We start from the raw sequence: 21,937 nt of genomic DNA, 5'->3' as shown, positions 1-21,937 counted from the left end.
CACGGTATTCCTTCAATCGTGTACATGATACGGAGACCCAGATGCCGGACAAGCGATACCGCCCGCCCTTGATCGAAGACGGGGTTGCCAAGATCATCTTGACGCAGGGGCAAACTGCCATCGTTGACGTTGGGTGCTTGGCCCTTGTCTCGGGCGTGAATTGGCAAGCGGTCCCATCTGCGATCGGGCACTACGCCGCTCGATCTGAGCAGCGGGATGGGCTTGTGTCGCGCGTCTACATGCACCGGCTGATTATCGGTGCATGTAAGGGACAAGAAGTCGATCACATCAACGGGGACAAGCTGGACAACAGGACTTGCAATCTTCGCTTTTGCACGAGTACGCAGAACAAGGCCAACATTCCTCGCTATAAGAACAACAACAGCGGCTTCAAAGGCGTCCACTGGGACAAGAGATGTCGCAAGTGGGCGGCAACCACAACCGTCGCCAGCCGGCGCAAGCTTCTTGGATTTCGAGAAACAAGAGAAGAAGCGGCGGCCCTGTACCAAGAAGCCGTGATCAAAATGCACGGCGGGTTCGCCCGCTTTACATAACAGCCTGCTCATACTGGAAGGTTTTTGAAATGACCCGCATGCTTCTGCTCGCGGCGCTGGCGCTCGCCAGCGTCCTGTCTGTCTCGCCTGTGTTCGCGCAGGAGGCCTCCAACTCGGCGCTGGCCATCCCCTGGGGCCAGATGGTTGCCGAGTTCTCCAAGGCCGCCCTGGAGATCATCCTGCCCATCCTGTCAGCCCTCGCGGTGGCCGGCGCCGCCCGGCTGCCCTGGTGGGTCACGATGTGGCTGACGACCCAGCGCATCGACCGCATGCTGAAGACCGGGGCCGACTACGCCATCAACGCCGTCGAGGGTGCCACCCATGACAAGGCCCTGTCGGTGGACGTGGGGTATCCGGTCATCAAGGTCGCTCTGGAGCGGATCATGGGCTCCACGCCGTCCTGGCTGCTGAAGGAAGCCGGTGGCGCCAAGGGCATCACCGAGCGCCTGTTCCGGGTCTTCAAGTTCGATGAGACGGTCAGCGACAAGGTGCTGGCCGACGTGATCGGCGACCTGCCGACCTTCCCGTTCGCGCGGTGAGGACCGCAGGAGGCGTTGCCATGAACCGCGCCCACAATCCGACCTCGATGCACATGACCCGCCCCCTGGAGTGGATGCTATCCTGCATGCTTCTCGTCTGGGGGGCGAGCATGCTGCGGCCCGAAGCCTTCTTCGATCTGCCCGTCTACAAGATCATGGGCGAGGTGATGACGGAATCGCGGTGGGGGATGGTGGCGGCCTCTGTCGCCGTCCTGCGCATGGTCGGCCTTGGCATCAATGGGTGGTGGCGGCGCACTCCGGTGATCCGCTTCATCGGCGCCCTCTCTGGGGGCCTATGCTGGCTCGCCATCGGGTTCCTGATGCTGGTCGGGTCCTACGCCTTCAACACGCGCCTACCTGCCGGGTTTGGCTGGTACCCGCTCTGCTTCGTGTTCGAGGGCTGGTGTGTCCTCGCAACCGGCTACGACATGTTCAAGAACGGTTCCCTCACCGCTGGAGCTGCGCCGCGCAATGTCACCTGAGGACGTGAAGCAGTGGGTCGACATCCTGAGCACCCTGCTGGCCGCAGGTGGCGGGGGCGGCATCCTTCTCGCCGTTATCGGCTACATGCGAGCGAAGGTGGAGAAGCCGCACATTACCCCGCCCACGGTTGGCAGCGGCGGCCTCGCGCAGATCGCCGGCATGGTGATGGGTCAGGGCGACCTAGCAAGCTTGAACGAAGGGCTCCGCATGGTCTCCGCATCGTATGACCGATGCACCCTGACGCGCGAAACCGAGATGGCCGCTCGGAAGAAAGAGGTCGAGGAGACCCGCGAGCACGAGCGGCGGCTGCTCGAGGAGCGGCGCCAGCATGAGAAGCGCATGGCCGAGGACCGGCACCAGGAGCATCGCGAGATGGTCGAAGCCATCCAGGGGCTCACCCGGGGCACGCGGGATATCCGCTGCGCCGGGTGAGCGCGGGAACGTGAACAGCCAGACGTGCGAGGCCTGCTAAACACAGAAGCCCTAAGCCCTACCGAGGGCACACACCTCACCCGCCCGGAGCAATCCGAGGCGGGTTTTTCATGCGGCACATTCGCCTATGTCGAAACCAACGACTGAATAGGGGAGTAGTGCCGACGGCCCTGAGTCGAGCGGACATTTGGAGAGAATTTTGTCGGAGCGCTTCTACTTCGATCTCACCAACGGACTTTCCACGATCAGCGACGAAGTGGGCGTCTCCGCAATAGATCTGGATGATGCAATCCGTCAGGCGGGCGAAGCTCTTGCTGAAATGCGAGAGGACAACGAGCTCGCCAACGATGCAGATCAGTGGATGATGATCATCCGCAACGCGTCGGGGAAGACCGTCAGGGTGTTGCCTGTGATCCCGCGTGATCCTGCGGCGGCAATGGCTTCGTAGGTCGTTCGTGCTTGGTGCGGTCAGTGGCCCGTAACCGCCGATCACCTGTCGCAGCGAGCGCCCCGTCCGAACCCGTACCAACGGGCAGCCTCAGGCAAGCGACGATGACCACCCTGCCGACGGCTTCCGGGTGCAGCAGCCCTGCCCAGCCAGAGGCCGCACCTCACCCGCCCAGCGAAAGCTGCGGCGGGTTTTCGTATTCACGAGCGCGAACCTAACTTTCTCGACGTCGTGATGCGAGCCTTGGCTGTTTTGCTTGGCCGCGTTTGTCTGGCGTGAGCGATTGAGCCGGTCCGGTGCATGTCGCCGTAGTAGTCATTGCCGCTGGCTCCGAAGGAGCCACCAGAAACTACCCCCGGCGCATCGGGGATGCCTGCGATAAAGTCTAACGGCCCGGCCGAGGCTCCGGAGGCGAACAGCAGGAAGGCGGCAACGAATGTGTAGCGCATCGCTTGAGAGTAGCCGATCATGCTGCACAGCACATTAACGGTGGCCAGCGCGAGCAAAGTGGTACCCGACATTCACCCGCCCGGAGCGATCCGAGGCGGGTTTTTCGTCTGCGCCCGTACAGTTCGCCAGCTTCGGGTAAGCTAGCGGCCGCACTCTGCAGGTGGCCGTTAACCAGTTTGCGTCCCTGCTCGGCGAGCGGCCACAACCTTCACCCGCCCGGCTCCGGCCGTGGCGGGTTTTGCGTTTCCAGCCACAACGCCCATGCGGCCTTCACCCGGTCCGCCGCGGCCTGCTTAAGCGCGGCGGCATCCTAGGTCATACGCCGCACAAGGGTTCGCTCCATAAGCAAGCCGATGGAGAGCGCCGACGCGCCGACCAACAAGGCATACATGTAATCGACCTCGACGCCGAGATTGGGCTCGTAGGCGAGCCGGGTCCACTCGACGATCTGAACCATCGGGTTCCACTTCATGATGTTGTAGAGCTGATCGGGCAGCAGGTGCGGCAGATAGAAGATACCACAGGACAGATAGATCGTAATGGCCACGATGATGTAGCCCAGTTGCCAGCCGGGAAAGAAGGAGACGATCCCGATATTGACGGAGCCGACGCCGACCCCCAACAGGATCGCGGCACAATAGGCGCCGATCGCCATCGACGGCTCCAACGGGATGGGATTGACGCCCAGGCTCGCAAGAATGGCGATGACGATCAGGAGACCCGTGAATCCTTTCACGATCTCCACGATCAGCCGCGCCAGCATGACATCGAAGATCTTCACCTGTGGATAGTAAAGCAGCGGCTTGTTCGCGGTGACCGCCTTCATGACCTCGCGCGAGATGTACTGGAAGGTCAGGGCGGGGACGCAGCCCGTGGCGACGAACAGGAGGGGACTGTCGCCCATCGGCGACGGCTGGCCGCGAAAGGCCATGACGCCGACCATGACGAAGATATGAGCCACCGGCCACAGGACGAGGACCGCGTAGCCCCAGTGGGAGCCACCGAAGCGCGTGCGCATGTCGCGTAAGACGAGGGCGCGGATGACGTGGGCGTAGATCTCTAGTTTATGTACTGGTCGCAGGCCTTCATCCGGAGGCGCAGCCATAATTTATCTCCCCTGTGCGAGGCCGTCCTTGGCGCTCGATCAAGCCAAAATTGCGGAGGGCTCACAGAGCAAGGGCATCCGCCCCGTGGCAATGCTCAGCACCATCCGCGAGCTACCCCGTAAATGACCCACAGCTCGCGTTGGCTCGGTATACCCAGCCCTACCCCGTGAGCTTTCAGGCGCACTGCTTCGCGGCGGGCGCGTGCCTCTAGGAAAGCCGCTCTCGCGAGCCGGACACCCATCAAGCGGAAGAACAGGGGTGCTGATCTGGGCAGCTGCCAACCATTTTTCTCACCATCTCTGCGCCAGATCTCGTCAATTTCGGTCTGTTGAACCGCTCGGGTCATCGTCGTTCCTATGCCCTTGCTCCATGCCCGTTACGGCTCGCCGGGCCTCTCCCGCTCGATCTGCAGTAAGTCCGGCAATCGCGCCATATTCACGGCGATTCGGCGCGCCTCATCGCGCGACATGCGCCCGGTGGAGGATCGGCGCTGCTCGTCGTCGCAGAAGTAGAGGTGGGCGATCGAGAAGCCCGAGGCGTCCTGGATGACGAAGGCCCCCTGCATCTCGCGTACCGACCAGGGACGTGCAAAGCGCCGGGCAGCGACCTCCGGGGCAGCGACCGGAGGCGACGAGACCGTGCGGGCCTCTTTGCGCCGGCGGCCGTCCTTCGTCTGGATCACGATCTCGGCCACGCTCATGATGGCGGCCGGGCCGGCGTCGTAGTCCCAGAGCCAGGTCGGATCGACCCTCGGGCCGCGCTTCAGGTCGACGGCTTCCCGCAGGACGAGGCGCAGCCGGAACTCGCCGGCATGCTGGCGCTCGAGGAGATCCTTGATTCGCTGGCTCGATGCGATCCAGGCCGCGCCGCCCTTACCGTCGGGGAACACGCGCGGGTGGTAGTCGTCCGTGGTGATCTCTCGCCACGGCGGCAGCTCGCCGGTCACACTGCTACCAGCGGTGCCAGGGCGCAAACGCGAAAAGCGCGGCCGCGCCCATCGCCACCAGCAGCATGGGGTGGTCGAAGGCGATTGCGTAGACGAGCAGCACCAGAGCCCCGAAGGTGATGCCGATCATGAGCGCCAACACGGACATGTTCATCGTGCGGCTCACGCCTTCTCTGGACGCGCCAGCAGGATCGCCGTGCGGACGGCGGCGCGCTTCAGGTGCGGGGTCGCATCTCCAGAAGCCACGGTGGTGGACGCCCATGCGTGATCTCGGACCGCCGCAGCGAGGTCCAGGCGGTAGCCGTCTCCGAAGACGAAGAGCGTCGTCGTCGGGTCCGCTATGAAGGCGTCGACCGCCGCGCCGACGTCCTCTTCGGTGAGGGTCTTCGCCTTGTAGAGTTCGCCGGTCGTGGGGTTCTCAGCCATGGGCGCTGGATAGCATGCCCTGACCGATCCTCATCCCTTCTCGTGCTCGCGTGCGAGGGCTCGCAGCGCCTCGGCGTAGAGCACGGCAGCCGAGGGAGGGACGTAGAACCCCTGCGAGGATCGCTCCTCGATGCGGTCGGCCGTTGCGCGCATGCCGGCGGGAGACCGGTCCGGGGCGTCATCGGCTGGCGGCTCGGGTTTACGACCTCGCTTGTCGGGCATGTGCGCTTCCTTCGCGGCTTCTGCCCCCGACGAGATAGAGGTCACCGGCCGAACTGCCACAGCGGCACCGCGCCCTCGGGCCGGCCCGGCGTGTCCCGGTAGAACGTCGTGTTGACGAACCGCATGCGCGTCTCGGTGATGCCGGACACGAGATCGGTGCTGAGCACCAGAGCACCACAGAAGTCGGACCTGATGGTGCCCGCCTCGGGGTGAACGCCCCAGCAATCGAGCGTGGTCCAGCCGAGCGCTACGGCCTGATCCGCCCACCGATCAAGGAAGTCGATGCCCTTCGCGTGAATGGCGGCCCAGTTCGCGCCCGTGAGGCCATGGCAGGGGGACACGCCGGGGCTGAGTGTGAGGAATCCCTGGCGCCAGAGCTTCGGGTCGGCGGGGACGATCTTAGGCGTGGCGGGCATGGGGTCCGGAGGCTGGTGCGGGCCGGACGGGATAGGGGATCGGCGCGCTGGTGAGCTATGCCGCCGAGGTCACACCTCCCCTGCCCTTCCGAACCCCAAAATCCTAACGCGCCGCGCTCGGGTAGGGTGAATGGTGGGGTAGCGAGAGAATTGCCGCGAATTCCTGAGCAAAATCAACGAGCCTTGGGTTCCTCCGTCTCCGCCATTCCAATTTCCCCAAATTATCGTCCCTTCCAGCGCGATGCTCCCGCATCGAGGCACAACGCGCTGTGTCAGTTTGGGCGGCAATCCTGACTCAAATCGGGAGGTCTGCGTAGGTCAAGTGACGCTGGGGTCGTGAGCGTTTTCGTGAGATTGTTCCGGAGACTGGTTCACGTATCGGTACGCGGCCTCACACGAGCGGGATGGCGATTCACGGGGGCAACCACATGCGTGATTGGGGCTCCAAAGGAGTGTCCTCGATAGGATGCGTCAAGACTTGGACGCAGCCGCGTTCGCCTCAGCTCAGAAGCATTCGAGGGCGAGGAGTGTAGCAGAAACGTGGCGGCCGGCTTAGCGTCCGCGTCCGTCTGATTTCACACCGGACGCGCAATATTCGAACGTCGAAATCTTACGTTAACGCTCCGCAATGCGCCGCATCGAGCCTTCTGCATCCATGTACCCGCTGGAGGATCAATCCCGTGGTGCAGCCTGTTCCAATTTCCGAGTCCCGTGGTCCTCCCGTTTCGTGTTGGGATGCTTCCGAAAAGGATGCGAGCCGACTGTCTGATCGTGTCTCGGACGGGCGTGAGCCGGAGGGCCTGATCCGTATCCTGGAGCCTCGCGAGATCATTCCACTCCTCCTGATCGTTTATGGGATTACGATCCTTCTTGCGCTCCTGGCGTGATTCGCGCGGGCCACGATGTGGGTGCATGATGGGGACGAACGCGCGTCTCGGTGTCGGGACTGGCTGCGGCGACGGTGATTTCCCATTGCCGCCGATGAGGCCGCCGGCGCCTCGGTAGTCCGACGGCGGGCCTATTGCAGGGGCGGTGGGAATGAAACCGATCACCCAGACGTTGCATTCCTCACGGAAAGGAGACCGCCATGGATTTCAGCCTCATCGCGATGAACAACGAGGCGAATCGGATCGCGTCCGAACGGCTGCTCACGCAGCTGCGCGACGAGGGCTTACGTTACCGTCTGTGGGTGACCGGAACTCCGCAGGGCGACACCCTGCATATGCGGGTCAGCCGCCTCTGCCCGGAGATGCGCGGGCGCATCGACAAGGTCCTCCGGGGTCGCGGTCTCCACCTTGAAATCGCGGAGGCTTGAACGGTTTCCTCCGCACGGTAACCGACAACGCTTCGGTTTTCCGTGCCGAACGCGTTCGGCTTCGATGTTCGCAGCGAGGGGCGAAGCCGTTCCGCCCCGGATGGTGGGATCGCACAGGATCGGCACGGGCCATACCTGAATCGCCGAGCCGCTTCGCCGAAGGCTCCGATGCGTTGCCCGGCGCCGAGGCTCCAGTGAAGAAAGCGTTCTCGTGATCCGTCGCGGCCAGATGCTCTTGGGGCGAGAGGAGGCATGCAGAATGCGGACAGCAGGGCGGGGAAGCACACTGACCCCGAGGCGCTGAGGCACAGGCCACATTCACCGCCTTGGGTCTGAAAGATTGAGGCCTGTATATGTGAAACGATGAGTTTCCATCGTTTCCATTTTCAAGCGAGGGATGGGGACGCATCTTCACTCCATCGCGGCACCGTCGGGACGACGCACTGCCGCTCTTCAGGAGTGCCTCCCATGTCCCAATACGGCATCCACCACGTGACCGCCTTCTCCGGCCCCGTCGCGCGCAATCTCGATTTCTACACCGACGTTCTCGGATTGCGGTTCGTAAAGAGAACCGTCAATTTCGACGACCCGGGTACCTATCACCTCTATTATGGTGATGAGACCGGCCAACCGGGCACCATCCTGACCTTCTTCCCGATCGCGCACGCAGCTCCGGGCCGGGTCGGGATCGGGGAGACGCAGGAGACCGCGTTCCGGGTGCCACGTGCCTCCATCGGCTGGTGGACCCATCGGTTCGTCGAAAAAGGCGTGCCTCATGAATCCCCGGTGCAGGCCTTCGGCGAACCGACCCTGCGCTTCCGGGACCCGGATGGGATGATGCTGGCCCTCGTGGGCGTCGAGACTGTGGATGAAGCGTTCGCCTGGGTTGGCGGCCGGGTTCCGGTCGAGCATGCGATCCGGGGCTTCCACGGCGTCACGCTGCTCGTGGTCGAGGCCGGTCCCACGGCGGCGATCCTCGCGGATGTGCTCGGCTTCCGCGAGACCGGACGCGAGGGCGTGATGGTCCGCCTGACCAGCGGTGCGAAGGCCGGCGGCTCCGTGACCCTGCGGGCGGTGGGCGAGTTCCTGCCCGGTCGGCAGGGCGCCGGCTCGGTGCATCATATCGCATTTCGGGCGGCGGACGATGCAGCGCAGGCCGAGATGGTGGCGAAGCTGACCGGAACGCATGGGCTCGCCGTCACCGAGCAGCGCGACCGGCAGTATTTCCGCTCGGTCTACTTCCGTGAGCCCGGCGGGGTGCTGTTCGAGATCGCGACCGACGTGCCCGGCTTCACCGTGGACGAGCCCGCAGTATCCTTGGGCGAGGCGCTCAAACTGCCGAGCTTCCTCGAACCGCACCGGTCCCGGATCGAGGCGCAGCTGCCTCAGATCGCCTGACGTGAGGTCGCAAGAGATGTCTTCGCCCGCCCCTCCGGGGGCGGGCCCTCCCTACCGCGAGATTGCCATGAACGCTCCATCCCTTGGCTTCCTTCACCGCTTCGTGCCCGGTGGCATGCCCGAGCGGGCGCCGCTCCTGCTGCTCCACGGCACCGGAGGTAACGAGACCGACCTCCTGCCCCTCGGGGAGGCCCTCGCTCCCGGGGCAGCCCTCCTCTCTCCGCGGGGGCCCGTGCTGGAGAACGGCATGCCCCGGTTCTTCCGGCGCCTGGCCGAGGGCGTCTTCGACGAGGAGGATGTCCGGCGTCGCGCCGGGGAGCTCGCCGACTTCGTCTCGGATGCGCGGGCCGCCTACGGCCTCGCCGCACCCGTGGCGGTCGGTTTCTCCAACGGCGCCAACATCGCCGCCGCCCTGCTGCTGCTGCAGCCCGAGGCCCTGTCCGGCGCGGTGCTGCTGCGGCCGATGCTGCCGCTGACCGCGACGTCTCCCGTGGACCTCGGCGGGCGCCCTGTGCTGATGCTCTCGGGCCTCGCAGACCCGATCGTGCCGGCCGCGAATGCCGGCGCGCTGGCGGAACGGTTGCGGGGCCATGGGGGCCATGTTGCCCACGAAACCCTGCCGGCCGGACACGGCCTCACGCAAGCGGATGTGGAGCGGTCCGCAGGCTGGATCGCTCGCCATTTCCCGGCGTGACCGCTCGTTGCCCTCGGTACCCTCCGGGATCTACGGCTTTGGTCTCCGTTGGGTCCGGCGGGCATCGATCACCGTGTAGGCAACAGCGCCCGCGACCATGAGGGCGAGAACATACCAGGTGATGGCGTAGACGAGGTGATGGTCGGGGAAGGCCACGATGGTGAGGCCACCCACCGGCGAGGAAGCGGCATCGGGCTGGGCTTCGGCATCGATGAAGTAGGGCGCGACGCGGGACAGCCCGCGCGCCTGCGCGATCGCTGCCACGTCCCGCGAGTACCAGCGCCCGGCACCGGCATCGTTCGTGCGCAGGAAGCCGCCGCCGGGTTCGCTCAAGCGGAGGAGCCCCGTGATCGTCACGGGGCTCTCGTCCCGCGCTTCGGCCCGTGTGGCCGGATCACGCCGGTCGGGAGGAACGAAGCCGCGATTGACGAGGATCGTGGTGCCGTCCGCACGCTCCAGCGGGGTCATGACCCAGAACCCGGCTCCGAGTTCGGTCACAGCCTGAACCAGTGTTTCCTGATTATGGCGCAGGAGCCCCGTCGCCCGAACCCGCCGGTAGGCGTCCGCGTCGGCGGTCAGCCTATCCCAGAGCGCCGGTCCGGGTGCCTTGACCGGATCGCTGTGGATGCGGGCATCGACCCGGGCGATGAGGTCGTGCTTCCAGGCCCGACGCTGGATCTGCCAGGTTCCGAGGGCCGTCAGGGCGGCGACCAGGATGAGCCCGACACAGCAGAGAAGCAGGAGGATGGACCCGGAGCGCCATCGCCCCGGGCCGGACGCTCGCATCAGCGCGTATGCATGTGCATCGGCATCATGTTGGTGTTGAGGTGGTACATCACCCAGAGCGAACCCGTCAGGGTGATGATCACCAGGGTCAGGGTGAAGATCAGGGCCAGGAAGGTCCAACCGCTCTCGGACTTCGTGTTCATGTGCAGGAAGTAAATCATATGAACCACGATCTGCACCACGGCGAAGCCCATGATGACGATGCCGGTGAGCCGGTCGTTCCCCAGCACGTTGCCCATCACCAGGATGAAGGGGATCGCCGTCAGGATGACCGACAGCACGAAGCCGGTCATGTAGCCCTTGAACGAACCGTGGGTCTGGCCGTGGTCGCCATGCCCGTCAGCGTGGCCATGGCCCGCGTGCCCGTGGGCGTCCTGCCCGTAGGCTGCCTTCGACGCGGCGCTCATTGCAGGACTCCCATCAGGTACACGAAGGTGAACACGCCGATCCAGATCACGTCCAGGAAGTGCCAGAACATGCTGAGGCAGAGGAGCCGGCGCTTGTTCTCGGGCACGAGGCCGCGCCGGTGCACTTGGACCATCAGGATCACCAGCCAGACGATACCCAGTGTCACGTGCAGGCCGTGGGTACCGACCAGGGTGAAGAAGGCGGAGAGGAAGGCGCTCCGCTGCGGGGTCGCACCCTCGTGGATGAGGTGCTGGAACTCGTAGAGTTCGAGGCCCACGAAGGCGATGCCGAACAGTCCGGTGACCGCGAGCCAGAGTTGGCAGCGTGCCAGGTAGCCCTTCTCCATCTCCAGCATCGCGAAGCCGTAGGTGATGGAGGAGAACAGCAGCATGGAGGTGTTGAGCGCCACCAGCGGCAGGTCGAAGAGATCCTTCGGCGAGGGCCCCGCCGCGTAGTTGCGTCCCACCACTGCGTAGGTGGCGAACAGCGCCGCGAAGATGAGGCAGTCGCTCATCAGGTACAGCCAGAAGCCGAGCATCGTGCTCCCTTCCGGGTGATGCTCGCCGGCGGCGTCGTAGAAGGCCGCGGAGTCGACCGGCTCCTTGCCGGTCGACAGGTTCATGGCGGCGGAGGAGTGGGATGCCATGGTCTTAGACGCGCTCCGCCATCAGGGCTGTCCGCTGGCCTTCCGTCCGGATGACCTCGTCGGCCGGGATGTAGAAGTCGCGGTTGTAGTTGAAGGTGTGGCCGATGGTGACCACCGCGATGACCAGGAAGCTGAAGGCTGCGAGCCACCAGATGTACCAGATCATCGCGAACGAGAAGACGATGCTCAGGACGCCGAGGATCAGGCCCGTGGCGGTGTTCTTCGGCATGTGGATCGGCTTGAAGCCGGTCAGCGGACGGGCGTAGCCGCGCTTCTTCATGTCCCACCACGCGTCGTGATCGTGGATCACGGGCGTGAAGGCGAAGTTGTAGTCCGGCGGCGGCGAGGAGGTCGCCCACTCAAGGGTGCGGCCGCCCCACGGATCGCCGGTGGTGTCCCGCAGCTGGTCGCGCTTCAGGAAGCTGACGAGCAGGGTGACGCCGAAGGAGGCGATGCCGAGCAGGATGAGGAAGGCACCGAAGGCCGCGATCACGAACCAGATCTGGAGCGACGGATCGTCGAAGTGCTGGACGCGGCGGGTGACGCCCATCAGGCCGAGCACGTAGAGCGGCGCGAAGGCGAACCAGAAGCCGGTGAGCCAGAACCAGAACGACACCTTGCCCCAGAACTCGTCGAGCTTGAAGCCGAACGCCTTCGGGAACCAGTAGGTGATACCCGCCAGCATACCGAACAGCACGCCGCCGATGATCACGTTGTGGAAGTGGGCGATGAGGAACAGCGAGTTGTGCAGCACGAAGTCGGCCGGGGGCACCGCGAGCAGCACGCCGGTCATGCCGCCGATGACGAAGGTCACCATGAAGCCGACGGTCCAGAGCATGGGCACGTCGAAGCGGATGCGGCCCTTGTACATGGTGAACAGCCAGTTGAAGATCTTGGCGCCCGTCGGGATCGAGATGATCATCGTCGTGATGCCGAAGAACGAGTTCACGCTGGCGCCCGAGCCCATCGTGAAGAAGTGGTGCAGCCACACGAGGTAGGACAGGATCGTGATGACGACGGTCGCGTAGACCATCGAGGCGTAACCGAAGAGGCGCTTGCTCGAGAAGGTCGAGACGATCTCGGAGAACACGCCGAACGCCGGCAGGATGAGGATGTAGACCTCCGGGTGACCCCAGATCCAGATGAGGTTCACGTACATCATCGGGTTGCCGCCGAGGTCGTTCGAGAAGAAGTGCGTGCCGACGTAGCGGTCGAGCGACAGCAGCGCGAGAACGGCCGTAAGGATCGGGAAGGCGGCGACGATGAGGATGTTGGTGCAGAGCGCCGTCCAGGTGAAGACGGGCATCTTCATCATGGTCATGCCGGGCGCGCGCATCTTCACGATGGTGGCGATGAGATTGATGCCCGAGAGCAACGTCCCGATGCCGGCGATCTGCAGCGCCCAGATGTAGTAGTCCACCCCGACGCCGGGGCTCATGGCGGGTCCCGAGAGCGGCGGATAGGCGAGCCAGCCGGTGCGGGCGAACTCACCAACGAACAGCGAAGCCATCACCGTCACGGCGCCGGACACCGTCATCCAGAAGCTGAAGTTGTTGAGAAACGGAAAGGCGACGTCGCGCGCGCCGATCTGCAGCGGAACGACGAAGTTCATCAGGCCCGTGACCAGCGGCATCGCCACGAAGAAGATCATGATCACGCCGTGGGCGGTGAAGATCTGGTCGTAGTGGTGCGGCGGCAGGTAGCCCTCGTTCGGCCCGAAGGCCATCGCCTGCTGCGCGCGCATCATCAGCGCGTCGGCAAAGCCGCGCAGCAGCATGACCAGGGCGAGCACGATGTACATGATGCCGATCTTCTTATGATCGACGGAGGTGAACCAGTCGCGCCAGAGGGTTCCCCAGAGCCGGAAATACGTGAGCGCGCCGAGCACCGCGACGCCGCCGAGGCCGACCATCGCGAAGGTGATGAGGAGGATCGGCTCATGAAGCGGCACGGCGTCGAGCGTCAAACGCCCGAACAGGAGCTTCTGGAGATCCGGATTGGAGAACATGGGACCTGCTCGTGAGAGAAGAGTGCCGAATGGGAGTGGCGGGCGTCCGAGGCGTCCGCGCTATCGATTGAGTTGGCCGGGTGCGACCGAGTCGGACCCCTTGGAATCCTTGTTGTCGCCGGCGGGTCCGCCGTGACCCTGGTGGCCGCCATGGTCGTGAGCCGAATGCTCGGGCGCCGAACCGGGCTTCACCTCGGGAGCAGTGGACTTGGGCTTCATGCCTTCCGGCTGCTCCGGGCTGTGCGATTCGCGTCCCGAGCCTCCGACGGTGGCGGCCGGTGCCTCCACGCCCTGCTCGGCGTAGCGGTTGTCGTATTCGAGCCGCGCGCGGTTGGCGTGGCTCTCCTTGCCAGCGCCTCCCATGGCGTCGATGTGCATCATCTCGTTCATGCACATCTTGCCGGGGACGGCGCACATGTTGAGCACTGCGCTGTAGAGGCCGTTCTCCACCGAGGAGAAGTACCGGACGGGCTCGCGCTCGCTCGGCTTCTCCAGGTCGAGGTAGGATTGCCGGCTGAGGGGCTTACCCTCGGCCTTCACCTTGGCGACCCAATTGTCGAACCCGGCCTGGTCGAGACCGTGGAACTTGAAGTTCATCCGCGAGAATCCGGAGCCGCTGTAGTTGGCCGATAGACCCTCATAAACACCGGCCTTGTTGATCACCGCGTGAAGCTTCGTCTCCATGCCGGCCATGGCGTAGATCTGCCCGGCGAGCGCAGGAATGAAAAATGAATTCATCACGGTGGCGGAGGTGATCTTGAAGGAGATCGGCACATCGACCGGTGCCGCCAGTTCGTTGACGGTGGCGATGCCCTGATCTGGGTAGAAGAACAGCCATTTCCAATCGAGTGCGACGACCTCGACCGTCAGGGGCTTCACCCCGGCCGGCAGCGGACGCTCGGCGTCGAGACGGCTCAGGGGCCGGTAGGGATCGAGGGTGTGCGTGCTGATCCACGTCAGCGCGCCGAGCGCGATGATGATGACCAGCGGCGCCGACCAGATCAGCACCTCGAGCTGCGTCGAGTGGTGCCAGTCCGGGTCGTACTCGGCCTCCTTGTTAGAGACGCGGTAGCGCCACGCGAACAGCAGGGTGAACGCGATGACCGGGATGATGATGAGCAGCATCAGGCCGGTGGAGGCCAGAATCAGATCGCGCTGCCGCGTGGCGATGTCGCCGGAGGGCTGCATCAGGACCATGTTGCAGCCCGAGAGCAGGCCGAACAGCGGAAGGAGCACGAGCGTACGAAGGATTTTGACGGGCATGGACTCGTCTGGCGCAATCGTCGGTGAGGCCGCCCCCCGTCAGGCCCCGATCGCTCGGGGTGGGAAGCGCCGCGTCTCACTGCGCTGCATCGCACCAAATTGACAAGTGAAATACGACGTGTCTGATCAGCGCTAGGATCATAGCCGGGCGGCTTCTGGATACGGTAGGGGTTTCTTTTCCCTGTAGGCTAGAGTGGTCCCGATCTGATAGGTGAATGGCCTCGGGCTCAGCCGCGCTGCCCTTTGCCGCAGCCGGAACCCACGGCATGGACAGTCCCTAGGATCTAAGAAAGCAGCGCGCGGGCTACGCCGCGTCTGATTCGATCCGGAACGGATGAAGCGAGTACGGTTTCCCCGATGAGCGCAGAATACGCAGTGCCATCCTCGACGTCGCTGGAGCGCGACGCACACGAGGCCTCCAGCGATCACAGGGTTGCGCCGGGCGAGATCGCCATCGGTGTCGTCATCGGTCGCGCCGCCGAGTATTTCGACTTCTTCGTCTACGGCATCGCCTCCGTCCTGATCTTCCCGGGCGTGTTCTTCCCCTTTGCCGACCCCCTGACCGGGACGATCTATGCCTTCGCGATCTTCGCCCTGGCGTTCGTCGCCCGCCCGATCGGGTCGGTCGTCTTCATGGAGATCGACCGGAGGCACGGACGCGGCGTCAAGCTGACGATCGCCCTCTTCCTGCTCGGGGGATCGACGATGGCGATCAGCTTCCTGCCGAACTATCAGCACCTCGGCGCCGCCTCGATCTGGCTTCTCGCGGTGTTCCGAATCGGTCAGGGCATCGCACTCGGCGGCGCCTGGGACGGCCTGGCCTCGCTCCTCGCCCTGAACGCGCCCGAGAAACAGCGCGGCTGGTACGCGATGATCCCGCAGCTCGGGGCGCCGGTCGGCTTCATGCTCGCCAGTGCGCTGTTCGCCTTCTTCCTCGGCAACCTCTCCACCGAGGACTTCCTGGACTGGGGGTGGCGCTACCCGTTCTTCGTCGCCTTCGCGATCAACGTGGTCGCCCTTTTCGCACGGCTGCGGCTCGTGGCGACCGAGGAGTTCTCGCGCATGCTGCAGATGCAGGAGCTCGAGCCGACGCCGGTTTTCGAGGTGCTCCGCTCCCACGGGCGATTGATCGTCATCGGCGCGGTCGTGCCGCTCGCGAGCTTCGCGCTGTTCCACCTCGTCACGGTGTTTCCGATCAGCTGGATCCACCTGTTCACGAGCCGCAATGCGGGTGAGTTCCTGCTCGTGCAATGCGCCGGCGCCTTCCTGGCATCCGGCACGATCGTGCTGTCCGGGCTGATGGCCGATCGCATCGGCCGTCGCACCCAGGTGGGCGTGGCCGCCGCCCTCATCCTGTTGTTCGCGATCGCCAGCATCATCGCGCCGATCGTGTTCGGCGACAGCGAGTTGGGGCAGACGATCTACGTGCTGGGTGGATTCGCGCTTCTCGGGCTTTCGTACGGCCAGACCTCGGGGGCGGTGACCGCCAATCTCGGCTCGCGCTATCGCTACACCGGCGCGGCGCTGACCTCGGACCTCGCATGGCTGATCGGCGCGGGTTTCGCACCTCTCGTCGCGCTCAGTGTGTCGAGCCGATTCGGTCTCTCGTGGGTGGGGGTCTACCTCCTCTCCGGCGCCGTCGCGACGCTTTGTGCCCTCGGATTCAATCGGCGCGAGACCGCGCGGCTCTGAGCCGTGGAGCGCTGGCCCGATGTGGGCCAGCGCAAATTCGGACTGACCTCAAGATCCCCGGGTGCCCGACAGGCGCCCGGGGCTTCTTGATGACCTATCCGCCCGAACTCGCCATTTCGGTCGACGTCCGGTCGGCACAAAGAAAAACCCGCCACGGCTGGGCCATGGCGGGTGAAGGTGCGCGTCACTGTTCCTGGGAAGGAACGCCTCACCATCGCACTGGTATGCCAGAGCGGAAAGCGAATTTTCTGAGGAAAAGCGACAGGTGGGGCAATTCGAAACAAAAACCCGCCGCGGCTCACGCCGGGCGGGAAGGATCGCTTAGGGAGGAAAGCGTTCCTTCGTTGTAGGCGAGGGGTCGCGGGGCACCAGCGGTGCAGACGCAGCCCTAGTATGCCAAGCGTGCGGCTGAGCCGAAGAATCGTGCCGTTGCTGCCTCGCAAGGGCTCGATACTGTGAGATCCGCGCGGTGGTCCAGCGGGAGACGTCAGCAATCCGCGGAGCCAATCGTTCGAGTAGGATCATCTCATCGCCCGGATAGACCGTGACCGATCCGGTGCGTTTCGAATCGGGCCCATTTCCATCAGGTGCCTCTTCAGCACGCTCGATTTCGTCGTCGGTGATCTTGGTCGGTGAAAGCCATCTTCGTACACATCACGAAAATTTGAGGGCGGCGTAGAGATATCGTTCTCGCTGTAATTACCCTGATCTCGATGTGGCACTTAATCTCACCCGGACAGCAATTGTTAAATCTTCGCACCTAGGCGATTCTGGACCTAAAGTTTCCACGAGCCCCGAGGTGCAGGTGGGACGACATCAGACATTCAAAACCGAGGACGCGGCCTTCGTTCTGCAAGACGCCATCGACGCCTCCGATGTGATCGGACGTTGGGAATACGACGTTCAGAACGACCGGGCTTGCGCGGATGCCATGGTGGCGATGGTGTTCAACGTGGATCCGCTCCTGGCCCGTTCCGGCACGTCGATCGACGTCTTCCTGGCGGGGGTTCACCCCGAGGATCGGGAGCGGACAACGCGGCAGTTCGAACGTCACGTGCAATCCGGCGGTTGCTGGGTATTTGAATACCGCGTCTGTTCGGCGGACGGCGTTATCCGCTGGATCGTCGACCGTGGCCGCATCACGCATGATGCGGAGGGCCGGCCAATCCATGGCGATGGCGTGCTGGTCGATGTCACGAGGATGCGCGAGGAAGAACGGTCCGGTGATTTGGAGGACGCGACAGCGGCGCGGCACCCTCTGGAGCGCGCCGCAGAGCACTGCCTCGCATTCCAAAGGACCATCCACGAATTGCCGGAGCCCCTCCTGCAGCGCATGAGCGATATGATGCTGATCGAACTCGGCATGGCGCTGGCCAAGGTCGCGAGCAAACCCCAGCGCAGCCCACTGAACTGAGGGGCGTTCGGTGCCAATGAGACAGCATGCCCTGTATCCGCGTGAAGCGGACCGTTTCCTATTTTGAGCGTCGCCACGTTCGCTGCAGCGAATCCCTGGACCCCTCGGACCTATGACGTAGGGCTCGGGGTTTGAGACCATCCGCGTCTGAGCAGAACCCGGCCGCGTTTTCGATGCAGACGCGCAGCAAGATTGGCGCGGCTCGACGGTCTTCGAGGCGCGGTTTCCCCAGCTCGGCGTCTTGAGGTGCTCGACCTGCGCGGCGCCTCCGTTCTCGTGGCGCGACTATCGGTCACCGGGATGTATCCCAGTGCGGGTTTGCTGCGTTTCTCCCTCGATCGATGATGCCGAAAGGCGAACCCTGAAAGCGAAGCCTTGCGTTGATCCACGAGAGCGGGACTTTCGCGACGTGGGATGACCCGCCCGAGAGGATGTCGCTGTCGCCGCGGCGCAGCGGGTTCGGAGAACAGAATGCCCAATCCCGGAGACTATGACTTGAGCCGACGCGACCTGATGGCGGGGACGGCCGCCTGTGCGGCCTTCTCGGCCATCCCCGGCGTGAGCCACGCGGAGAATGCCGGGACGGATCAGCCCGTCTCGGCGAAGGTGTCGCTCACCGTGAACGGCGAGCGTCGCGACCTTGAACTCGACATCCGCACCAGCTTGCTCGATGCCGCCCGCGAACACTTGCACCTGACCGGCTCGAAGAAAGGCTGCGATCACGGCCAGTGCGGCGCCTGCACGATGATCGTCGATGGGCGGCGCATCAACGCCTGCCTGACGCTCGCGGTGATGCATCAGGGCAGCGAGATCACCACCATCGAGGGGCTCGGCCAACCCGACAACCTGCATCCGATGCAGGCGGCCTTCATCAAGCATGACGGTTACCAGTGCGGCTACTGTACCCCCGGTCAGATCTGCTCGGGCGTCGCGGTGCTGGCCGAGATCAAGGCGGGTATTCCCAGCCACGTCAGTGCCGATCTCAACGGAACCTACGAGGCCACCGAGGCCGAGATCCGGGAGCGCATGAGCGGCAACATCTGCCGGTGCGGCGCCTATTCCAACATCGTCGAGGCGATGACCGAGGTCGCCGGGAGGCAGGCATGAAGTCCTTCACCTACGAGCGCCCTGGGACACCCGCCGAGGCCGCTGCAGCCGTCGCCCGGACACCGAACGCCAAGTTCATCGCCGGCGGCACCAACCTTCTCGACCTGATGAAGCTGCAGATCGAGACGCCGACCCATCTCGTGGACGTAAACGGTCTGGGACTGGATCGAATCGAGGCGACACCGGAGGGTGGGCTGCGCGTCGGTGCGCTGGTGCGCAACACGGATCTGGCCGCCGATGCCCGGGTCCGCAAGGATTACGGGGTGCTCAGCCGGGCGCTTCTGGCTGGGGCCTCGGGCCAGTTGCGCAACAAGGCGACCACCGCCGGCAACCTGCTCCAGCGCACCCGCTGCCCGTATTTCTATGACACCGCCCAAGCCTGCAACAAGCGTCAGCCGGGCTCGGGTTGTTCGGCCCTCGACGGGGTCAGCCGGCAACTCGCGGTGATCGGGGCGAGCGAGGCCTGCATCGCCACCCATCCCGGCGACATGGCGGTGGCCATGCGCGTGCTCGACGCCACGGTCGAGACCGTGAATGCGGCTGGCACGCAGCGGTCGATCCCGATGGCCGAATTTCACCGCCTGCCGGGCGACAGGCCCGAGGTGGATACCACGCTGAAGATCGGCGAGCTCATCACCGCCGTGACCCTGCCGAAGCCGCTCGGTGGCAAGCACATCTACCGCAAGGTCCGTGACCGTGCCTCCTACGCCTATGCCCTGGTCTCGGTGGCGGCCGTGGTGCAGCCGGACGGCACCGGCCGGGTCGCGATCGGCGCCGTCGCGCACAAGCCATGGCGGGTGGAGGCGGCGGAGGCCGATCTGCCCCGCGGAGCAAAGGCGGTGACGGAGCGGATGCTGGCGGGTGCCAAACCGACTCACGACAATGCCTACAAGCTGAAGCTGGCCGAGCGCACCCTCGGGGCGGCGCTCATCGAAGCGAGGGCCTGAGCCATGAAGTTCGACACGCCCGCGGCCCAGAACCCCATCGACCAGCTCAAGGTCGTGGGGAAGCCGACCGACCGCATCGACGGGCCGGCCAAGACCACCGGCACGGCGCCCTATGCCTATGAGCGCCACGACATCGCGCCGAACGCGGCCTATGGCTACGTTCTCGGCGCCGGGATCGCCAAGGGGCGCATCCGGGCGATCCACAGCGCCGAAGCCCGGCGCGCGCCCGGCGTCGTCGCGATCGTGACCACCCTCGATCTGCCGAAGCAGGGCCTCGGCAAGATGAACACCGCGAACCTCTTCGGCGGCGACGAAATCCAGCACTACCATCAGGCGATCGCCGTCGTGGTGGCGGAAACCTTCGAGCAGGCCCGGGCGGCGGCTTTCCTCGTCCGTGTCGACTACGCGCCGACAGCCGGACGCTTCGATCTCGCGGCGGAAGCCAAAGGCGCGCCACCGGTTCCTGGCGATAGCGGCGAAGGCAGCAGCAGCGGCGGCGAGGAGCGGGCGGGTGATTTCGAGGGCGCCTTCGCGGCGGCGGCTGTCAAGCTCGACGAGACCTATACGACTCCGGATGAAACCCATGCGATGATGGAGCCGCACGCCACCATCGCGGCGTGGAACGGCGACAAGCTCACCCTCTGGACCTCAAACCAGATGATCGCCTGGGGCAAGGGCAGCGTCGCCAAGATCCTTGGATTGCCGGCAGAGAACGTCCGTCTCGACTCGCCCTACGTGGGCGGCGGCTTCGGCGGCAAGTTGTTCGTGCGCTCCGACGCGATCGTCGCTGCCCTGGCGGCGAAGGCGGCCAAGCGCCCGGTGAAGGTGGCGCTCACCCGTCCGCTCATCGCCAACAACACCACGCATCGGCCGGCGACCATCCAGCGCATCCGCATCGGCGCCACCAAGGACGGCACCATCACGGCGATCGCGCATGAGAGCACCTCCGGAAACCTGCCCGAAGGCCGGCCCGAGACGGCGGTCGACCAGACCAAGCTCATCTATGCCGGTGCGAACCGGCTGACCGCCATGAAGCTCGCCCATCTCGACTTGCCCGAGGGCAACGCCATGCGCGCGCCCGGCGAGGCACCCGGCATGATGGCGCTGGAGATGGCGATGGACGAGATGGCCGAGGCGCTGGGGCAGGACCCGGTGGCGTTTCGCATCCGCAACGACACCCAGGTCGATCCGGGGCATCCCGAACGGCGGTTCTCCCAACGCGACCTCGTTGGCTGCCTCAAGCTCGGCGCGGAGACGTTCGGCTGGGCGAAGCGGAACCCGAAACCGGCGCAGGTCCGTGATCGGCAATGGTTTGTCGGAATGGGCATGGCCGCCGGGTTCCGCAACAATCTCCTGACGAAATCGGCAGCCCGGGTGCGCCTCGGCGCGGACGGCATCGTCACCGTCGAAACCGACATGACCGATATCGGCACGGGCAGCTACACCATCATCGCGCAGACGGCAGCCGAGATGATGGGGCTTCCGCTGGATCGGGTCGTGGTCCGCCTCGGCGATTCGGACTTCCCCGCCTCGGCGGGTTCGGGCGGGCAATGGGGCGCCAACAACGCGACGTCCGGCGTCTACGCGGCCTGCGTCAAGCTGCGGGAGAACGTGGCGCAGCGTCTGGGCTTCAACTCCGCCGATACGGTCTTCACGGACGGTATGGTTCGTGCGGGCAACCGCAGTGCCTCACTCGGCGACGCCGCTAAGGCCGGCGAGCTCGTCGCCGAGGACACCATCGAGTACGGAGACCTCTCGAAGAAGGCCCAGCAATCGACCTTCGCCGGGCATTTCGTCGAAGTCGGTGTCGATGTGCAGACCGCCGAGGTCCGGGTCCGGCGCATGCTGGCGGTCTGTGCCGCCGGCCGCATCCTCAACCCGAAATCGGCGCGCAGCCAGGTGATCGGCGCGATGACCATGGGCGTCGGCGCGGCCCTGATGGAGGAACTCGCGGTCGATACGAAGCGCGGCTTCTTCGTCAACCACGATCTGGCGGGCTACGAGGTGCCGGTGCATGCCGACATCCCGCACCAGGAGGTCATCTTCCTGGACGAGGTCGATCCCATGTCCTCGCCGATGAAGGCTAAGGGAGTCGGCGAACTCGGTCTGTGCGGTGTCGGCGCGGCTGTGGCGAACGCGGTCTACAACGCCACGGGCGTACGGGTCCGCGACTACCCGATCACCCTCGACAAGCTCCTGGACCGTATGCCGGACGCGGCCTGAATCGCGGACCCATG

Annotated in this window: 25 protein-coding genes; 13 read left to right on the top strand and 12 right to left on the bottom strand. The window is 64.9% G+C overall.

Going from position 1 to position 21,937, the window contains the following annotated elements; genetic code table 11:
* Positions 1 to 41 precede the first annotated feature (41 nt).
* The 5 genes from OF380_RS15565 to OF380_RS15545 all read left to right on the top strand — a co-directional run bounded on the left by OF380_RS15565 (position 42) and on the right by OF380_RS15545 (position 2,456).
* Positions 42 to 554 (top strand): HNH endonuclease, encoded by a 513-nt coding sequence (locus OF380_RS15565; protein ID WP_264045487.1) that lies wholly within the window; start codon positions 42 to 44, stop codon positions 552 to 554.
* Positions 555 to 583: 29 nt separating this feature from the next.
* Positions 584 to 1,093, top strand: a complete 510-nt coding sequence (locus tag OF380_RS15560) for a hypothetical protein (protein ID WP_264045485.1) — start codon at positions 584 to 586, stop codon at positions 1,091 to 1,093.
* A 20-nt stretch (positions 1,094 to 1,113) separates the two neighbouring features.
* Positions 1,114 to 1,575 carry a hypothetical protein gene (locus OF380_RS15555; protein ID WP_264045483.1) on the top strand — a complete coding sequence of 154 codons (462 nt, stop codon included), beginning with the start codon at positions 1,114 to 1,116 and terminating at the stop codon, positions 1,573 to 1,575.
* The gene (locus OF380_RS15550; RefSeq protein ID WP_264045482.1) at positions 1,565 to 2,008 is read left to right on the top strand and encodes a hypothetical protein; all 444 of its coding nucleotides are present in this window, start codon (positions 1,565 to 1,567) and stop codon (positions 2,006 to 2,008) included. Before OF380_RS15555 ends, OF380_RS15550 begins: the two co-directional genes overlap by 11 nt.
* A gap of 199 nt (positions 2,009 to 2,207) precedes the next feature.
* Entirely contained in the window at positions 2,208 to 2,456 is a 249-nt protein-coding gene (locus OF380_RS15545; protein ID WP_264045480.1) for a DUF6894 family protein, read from the top strand.
* A gap of 200 nt (positions 2,457 to 2,656) precedes the next feature.
* Here OF380_RS15545 and OF380_RS15540 read toward each other — a convergent pair whose 3' ends face one another.
* The 7 genes from OF380_RS15540 to OF380_RS15510 form a co-directional block, all read right to left on the bottom strand.
* Positions 2,657 to 2,977 carry a hypothetical protein gene (locus OF380_RS15540; protein ID WP_264045478.1) on the bottom strand — a complete coding sequence of 107 codons (321 nt, stop codon included), beginning with the start codon at positions 2,975 to 2,977 and terminating at the stop codon, positions 2,657 to 2,659.
* Between the two features lie 239 nt (positions 2,978 to 3,216).
* Positions 3,217 to 4,011 carry an ABC transporter permease gene (locus OF380_RS15535; protein WP_264045475.1) on the bottom strand — a complete coding sequence of 265 codons (795 nt, stop codon included), beginning with the start codon at positions 4,009 to 4,011 and terminating at the stop codon, positions 3,217 to 3,219.
* A 377-nt stretch (positions 4,012 to 4,388) separates the two neighbouring features.
* Positions 4,389 to 4,958, bottom strand: coding sequence for a hypothetical protein (locus tag OF380_RS15530; protein WP_264045473.1), 570 nt, complete (start codon positions 4,956 to 4,958; stop codon positions 4,389 to 4,391).
* 4 nt (positions 4,959 to 4,962) lie between these two features.
* Positions 4,963 to 5,112 carry a hypothetical protein gene (locus OF380_RS15525; RefSeq protein ID WP_264045471.1) on the bottom strand — a complete coding sequence of 50 codons (150 nt, stop codon included), beginning with the start codon at positions 5,110 to 5,112 and terminating at the stop codon, positions 4,963 to 4,965.
* A gap of 8 nt (positions 5,113 to 5,120) precedes the next feature.
* Positions 5,121 to 5,384: a hypothetical protein gene (locus tag OF380_RS15520; protein ID WP_264045469.1), complete on the bottom strand. Its 264-nt coding sequence runs from the start codon at positions 5,382 to 5,384 to the stop codon at positions 5,121 to 5,123.
* 30 nt (positions 5,385 to 5,414) lie between these two features.
* Positions 5,415 to 5,606 carry a hypothetical protein gene (locus OF380_RS15515; RefSeq protein WP_264045467.1) on the bottom strand — a complete coding sequence of 64 codons (192 nt, stop codon included), beginning with the start codon at positions 5,604 to 5,606 and terminating at the stop codon, positions 5,415 to 5,417.
* 41 nt (positions 5,607 to 5,647) lie between these two features.
* Complete coding sequence (locus tag OF380_RS15510) at positions 5,648 to 6,022, bottom strand: hypothetical protein (protein WP_264045465.1); 375 nt, start codon at positions 6,020 to 6,022, stop codon at positions 5,648 to 5,650.
* A 1,087-nt stretch (positions 6,023 to 7,109) separates the two neighbouring features.
* On the opposite strand from OF380_RS15510, the gene OF380_RS15505 reads away from it, so the two are divergent.
* The 3 genes from OF380_RS15505 to OF380_RS15495 all read left to right on the top strand — a co-directional run bounded on the left by OF380_RS15505 (position 7,110) and on the right by OF380_RS15495 (position 9,429).
* Entirely contained in the window at positions 7,110 to 7,337 is a 228-nt protein-coding gene (locus tag OF380_RS15505; protein ID WP_264045463.1) for a hypothetical protein, read from the top strand.
* Between the two features lie 468 nt (positions 7,338 to 7,805).
* Positions 7,806 to 8,735: a ring-cleaving dioxygenase gene (locus tag OF380_RS15500; RefSeq protein WP_264045461.1), complete on the top strand. Its 930-nt coding sequence runs from the start codon at positions 7,806 to 7,808 to the stop codon at positions 8,733 to 8,735.
* 67 nt (positions 8,736 to 8,802) lie between these two features.
* Positions 8,803 to 9,429, top strand: a complete 627-nt coding sequence (locus OF380_RS15495) for an alpha/beta hydrolase (protein ID WP_404810465.1) — start codon at positions 8,803 to 8,805, stop codon at positions 9,427 to 9,429.
* A gap of 30 nt (positions 9,430 to 9,459) precedes the next feature.
* On the opposite strand, the gene OF380_RS15490 is transcribed toward OF380_RS15495, so the two are convergent.
* Genes OF380_RS15490 through cyoA form a run of 5 tightly spaced genes read right to left on the bottom strand, consistent with a single transcriptional unit; the run spans position 9,460 to position 14,540 of the window.
* The gene (locus tag OF380_RS15490; RefSeq protein WP_264045459.1) at positions 9,460 to 10,215 is read right to left on the bottom strand and encodes an SURF1 family protein; all 756 of its coding nucleotides are present in this window, start codon (positions 10,213 to 10,215) and stop codon (positions 9,460 to 9,462) included.
* Positions 10,215 to 10,622, bottom strand: a complete 408-nt coding sequence (gene cyoD / locus OF380_RS15485; protein ID WP_264045457.1) for a cytochrome o ubiquinol oxidase subunit IV — start codon at positions 10,620 to 10,622, stop codon at positions 10,215 to 10,217. The genes OF380_RS15490 and cyoD overlap by 1 nt, the downstream gene beginning before the upstream one ends.
* A complete protein-coding gene (gene cyoC, locus OF380_RS15480) occupies positions 10,619 to 11,245 on the bottom strand; it encodes a cytochrome o ubiquinol oxidase subunit III (RefSeq protein ID WP_264051349.1) in 627 nt (208 codons plus the stop codon). The genes cyoD and cyoC overlap by 4 nt, the downstream gene beginning before the upstream one ends.
* Before the next feature lie 28 nt (positions 11,246 to 11,273).
* A complete protein-coding gene (cyoB, locus tag OF380_RS15475) occupies positions 11,274 to 13,277 on the bottom strand; it encodes a cytochrome o ubiquinol oxidase subunit I (RefSeq protein ID WP_264045455.1) in 2,004 nt (667 codons plus the stop codon).
* 60 nt (positions 13,278 to 13,337) lie between these two features.
* Positions 13,338 to 14,540, bottom strand: coding sequence for a ubiquinol oxidase subunit II (gene cyoA / locus OF380_RS15470; RefSeq protein WP_264045454.1), 1,203 nt, complete (start codon positions 14,538 to 14,540; stop codon positions 13,338 to 13,340).
* Between the two features lie 357 nt (positions 14,541 to 14,897).
* Between cyoA and OF380_RS15465 the strand changes: the two genes are divergently transcribed.
* The 5 genes from OF380_RS15465 (at position 14,898) to paoC (ending at position 21,923) form a co-directional block, all read left to right on the top strand.
* Positions 14,898 to 16,232 (top strand): MFS transporter, encoded by a 1,335-nt coding sequence (locus tag OF380_RS15465; RefSeq protein ID WP_264045452.1) that lies wholly within the window; start codon positions 14,898 to 14,900, stop codon positions 16,230 to 16,232.
* Positions 16,233 to 17,031: 799 nt separating this feature from the next.
* On the top strand, positions 17,032 to 17,646 hold the full coding sequence (locus OF380_RS15460; RefSeq protein ID WP_264045425.1) for a PAS domain-containing protein: 615 nt from the start codon (positions 17,032 to 17,034) through the stop codon (positions 17,644 to 17,646).
* 471 nt (positions 17,647 to 18,117) lie between these two features.
* Positions 18,118 to 18,753, top strand: a complete 636-nt coding sequence (paoA, locus tag OF380_RS15455; protein ID WP_264045423.1) for an aldehyde dehydrogenase iron-sulfur subunit PaoA — start codon at positions 18,118 to 18,120, stop codon at positions 18,751 to 18,753.
* The gene (locus OF380_RS15450) at positions 18,750 to 19,700 is read left to right on the top strand and encodes an FAD binding domain-containing protein (RefSeq protein WP_264045421.1); all 951 of its coding nucleotides are present in this window, start codon (positions 18,750 to 18,752) and stop codon (positions 19,698 to 19,700) included. Before paoA ends, OF380_RS15450 begins: the two co-directional genes overlap by 4 nt.
* A 3-nt stretch (positions 19,701 to 19,703) precedes the next feature.
* Entirely contained in the window at positions 19,704 to 21,923 is a 2,220-nt protein-coding gene (gene paoC, locus OF380_RS15445; RefSeq protein WP_264045419.1) for an aldehyde oxidoreductase molybdenum-binding subunit PaoC, read from the top strand.
* Positions 21,924 to 21,937: the final 14 nt, after the last annotated feature.

It is taken from the genome of Methylobacterium sp. FF17, from assembly GCF_025813715.1.
Taxonomy (GTDB): Bacteria; Pseudomonadota; Alphaproteobacteria; order Rhizobiales; family Beijerinckiaceae; genus Methylobacterium; species Methylobacterium flocculans.
Note: the sequence above shows the minus strand (reverse complement) of the source record. Positions and strands in the feature narration are given on the sequence as shown.

Coding starts and splice junctions, on each gene's coding strand:
- OF380_RS15535 (WP_264045475.1), bottom strand. CDS start 4,011: ATGGCTGCGCCTCCGGATGAAGGCCTGCGACCAGTACATAAACTAGAG.
- OF380_RS15490 (WP_264045459.1), bottom strand. CDS start 10,215: ATGCGAGCGTCCGGCCCGGGGCGATGGCGCTCCGGGTCCATCCTCCTG.
- OF380_RS15465 (WP_264045452.1), top strand. CDS start 14,898: ATGAGCGCAGAATACGCAGTGCCATCCTCGACGTCGCTGGAGCGCGAC.
- OF380_RS15495 (WP_404810465.1), top strand. CDS start 8,803: ATGAACGCTCCATCCCTTGGCTTCCTTCACCGCTTCGTGCCCGGTGGC.
- OF380_RS15555 (WP_264045483.1), top strand. CDS start 1,114: ATGAACCGCGCCCACAATCCGACCTCGATGCACATGACCCGCCCCCTG.
- OF380_RS15450 (WP_264045421.1), top strand. CDS start 18,750: ATGAAGTCCTTCACCTACGAGCGCCCTGGGACACCCGCCGAGGCCGCT.
- OF380_RS15505 (WP_264045463.1), top strand. CDS start 7,110: ATGGATTTCAGCCTCATCGCGATGAACAACGAGGCGAATCGGATCGCG.
- OF380_RS15520 (WP_264045469.1), bottom strand. CDS start 5,384: ATGGCTGAGAACCCCACGACCGGCGAACTCTACAAGGCGAAGACCCTC.
- cyoA (WP_264045454.1), bottom strand. CDS start 14,540: ATGCCCGTCAAAATCCTTCGTACGCTCGTGCTCCTTCCGCTGTTCGGC.
- OF380_RS15500 (WP_264045461.1), top strand. CDS start 7,806: ATGTCCCAATACGGCATCCACCACGTGACCGCCTTCTCCGGCCCCGTC.
- OF380_RS15550 (WP_264045482.1), top strand. CDS start 1,565: ATGTCACCTGAGGACGTGAAGCAGTGGGTCGACATCCTGAGCACCCTG.
- OF380_RS15540 (WP_264045478.1), bottom strand. CDS start 2,977: ATGTCGGGTACCACTTTGCTCGCGCTGGCCACCGTTAATGTGCTGTGC.
- paoA (WP_264045423.1), top strand. CDS start 18,118: ATGCCCAATCCCGGAGACTATGACTTGAGCCGACGCGACCTGATGGCG.
- OF380_RS15560 (WP_264045485.1), top strand. CDS start 584: ATGACCCGCATGCTTCTGCTCGCGGCGCTGGCGCTCGCCAGCGTCCTG.
- cyoD (WP_264045457.1), bottom strand. CDS start 10,622: ATGAGCGCCGCGTCGAAGGCAGCCTACGGGCAGGACGCCCACGGGCAC.
- OF380_RS15525 (WP_264045471.1), bottom strand. CDS start 5,112: ATGAACATGTCCGTGTTGGCGCTCATGATCGGCATCACCTTCGGGGCT.
- OF380_RS15565 (WP_264045487.1), top strand. CDS start 42: ATGCCGGACAAGCGATACCGCCCGCCCTTGATCGAAGACGGGGTTGCC.
- OF380_RS15510 (WP_264045465.1), bottom strand. CDS start 6,022: ATGCCCGCCACGCCTAAGATCGTCCCCGCCGACCCGAAGCTCTGGCGC.
- OF380_RS15515 (WP_264045467.1), bottom strand. CDS start 5,606: ATGCCCGACAAGCGAGGTCGTAAACCCGAGCCGCCAGCCGATGACGCC.
- cyoC (WP_264051349.1), bottom strand. CDS start 11,245: ATGAACCTGTCGACCGGCAAGGAGCCGGTCGACTCCGCGGCCTTCTAC.
- cyoB (WP_264045455.1), bottom strand. CDS start 13,277: ATGTTCTCCAATCCGGATCTCCAGAAGCTCCTGTTCGGGCGTTTGACG.
- paoC (WP_264045419.1), top strand. CDS start 19,704: ATGAAGTTCGACACGCCCGCGGCCCAGAACCCCATCGACCAGCTCAAG.